The 4,901-nt window shown below is 73.2% G+C and carries 7 protein-coding genes; 4 read left to right on the top strand and 3 right to left on the bottom strand.

Features of this window, described 5'->3' with window-relative positions; all coding sequences use genetic code 11:
* The 4 genes from ACTOQ3_RS43270 to ACTOQ3_RS43285 form a co-directional block, all read left to right on the top strand.
* The coding region (locus tag ACTOQ3_RS43270; RefSeq protein ID WP_440089876.1) for a GAF domain-containing protein at positions 1-1,119 on the top strand (1,119 nt) is incomplete at its 5' end.
* Positions 1,120-1,265: 146 nt separating this feature from the next.
* Positions 1,266-1,481 (top strand): hypothetical protein, encoded by a 216-nt coding sequence (locus tag ACTOQ3_RS43275; RefSeq protein ID WP_440089877.1) that lies wholly within the window; start codon positions 1,266-1,268, stop codon positions 1,479-1,481.
* A gap of 229 nt (positions 1,482-1,710) precedes the next feature.
* Positions 1,711-2,268 carry a cation transporting ATPase C-terminal domain-containing protein gene (locus tag ACTOQ3_RS43280; RefSeq protein WP_440089878.1) on the top strand — a complete coding sequence of 186 codons (558 nt, stop codon included), beginning with the start codon at positions 1,711-1,713 and terminating at the stop codon, positions 2,266-2,268.
* A 91-nt stretch (positions 2,269-2,359) separates the two neighbouring features.
* Positions 2,360-3,229, top strand: a complete 870-nt coding sequence (locus ACTOQ3_RS43285) for a universal stress protein (RefSeq protein WP_440089879.1) — start codon at positions 2,360-2,362, stop codon at positions 3,227-3,229.
* A gap of 77 nt (positions 3,230-3,306) precedes the next feature.
* On the opposite strand, the gene ACTOQ3_RS43290 is transcribed toward ACTOQ3_RS43285, so the two are convergent.
* The 3 genes from ACTOQ3_RS43290 to ACTOQ3_RS43300 all read right to left on the bottom strand — a co-directional run bounded on the left by ACTOQ3_RS43290 (position 3,307) and on the right by ACTOQ3_RS43300 (position 4,684).
* Complete coding sequence (locus tag ACTOQ3_RS43290; RefSeq protein ID WP_440089880.1) at positions 3,307-3,540, bottom strand: hypothetical protein; 234 nt, start codon at positions 3,538-3,540, stop codon at positions 3,307-3,309.
* 90 nt (positions 3,541-3,630) lie between these two features.
* Positions 3,631-3,903, bottom strand: a complete 273-nt coding sequence (locus ACTOQ3_RS43295) for a pyruvate formate lyase family protein (protein WP_440089882.1) — start codon at positions 3,901-3,903, stop codon at positions 3,631-3,633.
* 181 nt (positions 3,904-4,084) lie between these two features.
* A complete protein-coding gene (locus ACTOQ3_RS43300) occupies positions 4,085-4,684 on the bottom strand; it encodes a CBS domain-containing protein (RefSeq protein ID WP_440089884.1) in 600 nt (199 codons plus the stop codon).
* Positions 4,685-4,901 lie beyond the last annotated feature (217 nt).

Below are 4,901 nucleotides of genomic sequence, written 5' to 3' on the forward strand. Positions count from 1 at the left end.
GAGGAGAGCCGGCGCAGGGAGATGTGGCTGCAGGCCTCGGCGGAGGTCACCACCAGCCTGCTGTCGGGCGCCGAACCGGATCAGGTGCTGACCCTGGTGGTGGGCCGGGCCCGGGACCTGGCCGCCGCCGACACCACGATGATCATGCTGCCCGACGTGGCCCGCGAGGTCCTGCACGTGATGATCGCCGACGGTCCGGGTACCGACGGACTCGGCCGGGCCACGGTGGACGTCACCGGCTCGCTCCCGGGCAGGGCCCTGCTGGGCGGCGAGCCGGTCATGGTCAACGATCTCGGCGAGACGGACCTGCCCGCCGCCCTCACCCGGGATCTGACGGTAGGTCCCGCCGCCGCGGTGCCGCTGGGCGCCGCCGGGGCGGTGCGGGGGGTGCTGGTACTGGGCAAGCGACCAGGCCGCCTGCCGTTCAGCGGCGGCGAGCTGCGGACCCTGCACTCCTTCGCCGGGCAGGCCGCGGTCGCGCTGGAGCTGGCCGAGGCCCGCCAGGACGCCGAGCGGCTGGGGCTGCTGGAAGACCGCGACCGGATCGCCAAGGACCTGCACGACGTCGTCATCCAGCGGCTCTTCGCCGTCGCCATGACCTTGATGAGCATCGTGCGGTTCGTCGAGCATCCCGAGGCCGCAGGCCGGCTCCAGCACGGGATCAACGAGCTGGACGAGACCATCCGGCAGATCCGTTCGACGATCTTCGCCTTGCAGACTCCCCGCCAGGCCGACGAGCCCAGCCTGCGCGCGCGGATCGTGGAGCTGGTCGAGGGCGCGCGTGGGCACCTGGGCTTCATGCCGGGCCTGCGGATGGAGGGGCAGCTCGACAACAAGGTGCCCGCACCGGTCGCCGAGCACCTGCTGGCCGTCCTGCGTGAGGCGCTGTCCAACATCGTGCGCCACGCCAAGGCCTCCAAGGCCGACGTCTTCACCGAGACGGCCGATGACCGGCTCACCCTCACCGTCACCGACGACGGCGTCGGCCTGTCCGACGAGGGCAAACGTAGCGGCCTGCGCAACATGGAAGAACGCGCCACCGCGCTCGGCGGCTCCTTCGAGGCCGGCTCCTCCCCGCCGGGCGGGACCCGGCTGACCTGGCGCGTACCCCTCACCTGACAAGCGGCGCGGCACCGGTGAGAACCCGGGGACCGCCACCTCCGTATGCCTCGACGCTCTTCGGCCCCAGCCGGTGACAGGAGGGTCGCTGGTCCCGGCGAACCGGGACCAGCGACCCCGGCCGGGGTCGGGCCGGTCGCGGTTGCATGAAGGCGAACCCCTTCCACGTCCTGGGAGGGCTCCGGCCGGCGGCGGGCGGCGGATACCTCGGGGCGACCTTGCGGGCCTGCCTCGCCCTGGCGGCCTGCCCCACCATCGTCGTCACCCCCGACCAGGTCGACCGGGTACGGTACGCAGACATGCCCGCCCCGCGCGCCGCGATCGAATCCACGACCGGAACGGCACATCCGGCACTCGCCTGACCGGAAGACGACGCCCGCGCACCGGAGGGCTCCCGCCGGAGGGAGGGAGTTCCCGCGCCAGGATGCGCAGGGAACCGCGCACCGGCGAGCGCTCCACCCGCGCCACCCGTGCCGGGGCTGCCGGCACCGGGGCCGAAGGTCCCTCGCGCCGGTGGCTTTCGCCTCGGGATCAGGCCGCCACCGCGATGATCTGCTGGACGCATGAGCATCAAGGCGGACACCCCTTCCCGTGCACCTGCTCTGGATCAACCTGGCGCTGGACGGGATTCCGGCCATCGCCCTGGGCGTCGACCGGCCCGCGGGAGATCCTCTGGCGCTGCGACCACAGCGGGGTGGCCTGCTGTCGGGCGCCGTACTGAGGCGGGTCGGGCTACGGTCCCTCATCGTCGGCCTGCTGGTGATCGCCGCGGTAGAGGCGGCCCGCCGGATGGGCTGGAGCGACGAGCAGGTGCGCACCCAGGCGGTCCTCGCGCTGGTCTTCGCCCGCCTCACCCTCGCCTACGTCGTGCGGGCCCGCCGGTGGACCTTCGAGCGGGGATGGTGGCACGGCCGCACGGTCACGATCGCGGTCGTCGCCACCGCGCTGCTCCAGGCGCTTGTCACCCTTGTCCCGTTTCTCGGCGCCCCGCTGGCCCTGGTGCCGTTGCCCGCGGCCGGGTGGGCGCTGGCCCTGGGTACGGCCGTGCTCACCCCCCTGCTCTGCGACCTCGTCCGGTGGCCGGCCGCGAGCGGGGCGGGTGACCGTCCCGGCCGAGATCACGAGAGGTCAGGACTCCGAACGCGGTGACGGAGGTCCCTCGGGCAAAGGACCTTTACCGCTGTCGCCCTCCGGCCGCCCGCCGGTGTGATGGTGCCATGGGCACCATGAGGAGGATGTCGTGATCGTAGTTGGAGTCGACGGTTCGCAGGCCGCGCTCGCGGCCGTGGGCTGGGCGGCGCGCGAGGCCGCGGCCCGCGGTAGTGCGCTGAGCATCGTGCACGCCATGCCCGCCTGGCCCTTGGAGGTCTCCGAGGAGGATCGCTACGCCGAGGTGGGCCGCTGGATGCGCGAGGGGGCCGCGACCATGCTGGACGCGGCACTGGAGCGCGCCCGCCAGGAAGATCCCCGCGTCGCGGCGCAGCCGCGGCTGCTGGGCGGTGACCCGCGCGCCGTCCTGATCGAGACCACCGCGGACGCGGAACTACTGGTGGTCGGCAACCACGGGCTGGGTGGTTTCGCGGGAATGCTGCTCGGTTCGGTCGCGCTGGGGGTAACCGGGCGGGCCACCTGCCCGGTGGCCGTCGTCCGCGACCCGGCCACCGGGCAGGGGGCCGAAGAGGTGGTCGTCGGGGTCGACGGCTCGGCGGCGGGCGCGGACGCCCTGGGATTCGCCTTCGCCGAGGCGTCCCTGCGCGGTGCCGGCCTGCGGGCGGTGCACGCCTGGAGCCGTCCGATCGCCGGTGGCGGCCCCCTCGCCCTGCGGGCCGCGGAGGAGACGGCCGAGGCCGAACGGCGCCTGCTGGCCGAGGCCCTGGCCGGTTGGAGCGAGCGCTACCCCGACGTCAAGGTCACCGAACAGCTCGAACACGGTCACCCGGCGCTCGTCCTGGCCGAGGCCTCGGCCCACGCCGGCCTGCTGGTCGTCGGCTCACGCGGCCGCGGTGACCTGACCGGGCTGCTGCTGGGGTCGGTCAGCCATTCGCTGCTGCACCACGCCGCCTGCCCCCTGGTCGTGACCCCCGCCCCAGCGCCTCCCGGCTCCTCCTGACCGGCGCCGCCACGCGGCCGGCGAGCGGCTTGGACACGGGGCTCCCCGCGGCGAACCGCCCGGAAGTCCCGCGCCGGTCAGACGCTGGTGAGGCCGTACGCCCGGAACTGGGCGTGGACCCGATCCAGCAGCGCCTGGCCGGGGGGAAGCACACCCGCCAGGGGGAAGGCCAGGCCGAGGCGCTGGTACTTCTCGGCGGCCATGCGGTGGTAGGGCAGGACGTCGACGTGGTCGACGTTGTCCAGGCCGGCCACGAAACGGGCGACGCCGTCGACGTTGTCCGGGGCGTCGGTGACCCCGGGAACCAGCACGAACCTGATCCAGGCCGGGCGGCCCAGCTCAGCCAGGCGGCGGGCGGAGCTCGGCTTCGCCCTGCCGTATCACGGCTTCGCGGTCGCCGGTCATCTGCGCGCGTCCTCCTTGAAGGAGACGAGGCGGGAGACGCCGTACGGGGCGACCCGCCGGCAGTCACCGATGATCCGACCCCGGCCGCAGGAGTCGGGCAGCCGGGTGATCACGCCCGAGCGGCGGGCCGCGCGGATCTCGGGGGTGTAGCCGGCCTGCAGGAAGTCGCGGACGTCCGCGTGCGCGTGCCACGCCTCGTCACGGAAACCGCGCGAGGGCGCCGAGGCCGCCTCTTGTCGTTCGGCCGACATGCCGGTCATGCTCGTCATCGGAGAACTCCCTCGCCTCTCGTCCACGTTTCCACTGTCGTCGTCCGCGCGGCCCGTCTCATCGGCCGGAGGTCACCGACGGGCGGGACCAACGTCCTGGATCGCCGGGAAGGATCCGGCCGCCTCGCCGGCGGTGACGTACGGCGGCGTCAGCCCTGCCGGAGCGCCGGGCACCGACCCGTTACGGGAGGTGCCTCACCCGGATGACGCCCGGGACGGTCCTGGCCAGCAGATCGGCGATCCGGTCGTGGTGGCCGTCGGCGTGCCCGCCCAGCGTGGCCACACCGTCGTGGACGGCGACCTCCCAGCGCGGCCCGAGGGGATACTGCTCGGACAGGGCGGCGAGCACGTCCGCGCGCAGCTCCTCGTCGGAACGGGCCAGCACGCGTATCAGGTCACGTCGGCTGATCATGCCCACCACTCGGTCGTCCCGCAGGACGGGAAGGCTCTTGACGCGCTTGGTGACGAGGAGTTCGACCAGCCGAATGGCGTCGGTCGTGGGGGTGACGGTCACCACCTGGCGGGTCATCACCTCCTCCACCCGCAGCGGCGGAGGAGGAGCGGTCTGGCCGGGGGCGATGCGCATCGAAGTGCGGGGATCGGGCTGGAACTCACCTCGCAGCAGGTCCATCTCGCTGACGATCCCCACGAGTGTTCCGTCGTCGTCCAGGACGGGGGCGGCGGTGATGGCGTTGGCGAACAGCACTCGAATGGCCCAGCGCACCGAGTGGGCGGGCAGGAGCGTGACGACCGGGCCGGTCATGACATCGCGAGCCAGCATTTTCATCGATCCTTCCAGACAGGGACGTCATCACGGCCCCGAGGCGGCCCGCCGACCACCTCGGCGACCCCGCTGACGTTCACGCGCGCGCGTCGTCCTCTCCCGGGCGGTGTGGACTCTTTCCTCCATCCCACTTCCGTCGCGCGCCGCGTGACAGGGCCGAAGGTCCTCTGTGACAGGGACGTTCGAGATCGTGACGCGGTTCGTACGGCACTGT

This window comes from Streptosporangium sp. LJ11 (assembly GCF_051918945.1).
GTDB lineage: Bacteria > Actinomycetota > Actinomycetes > Streptosporangiales > Streptosporangiaceae > Streptosporangium.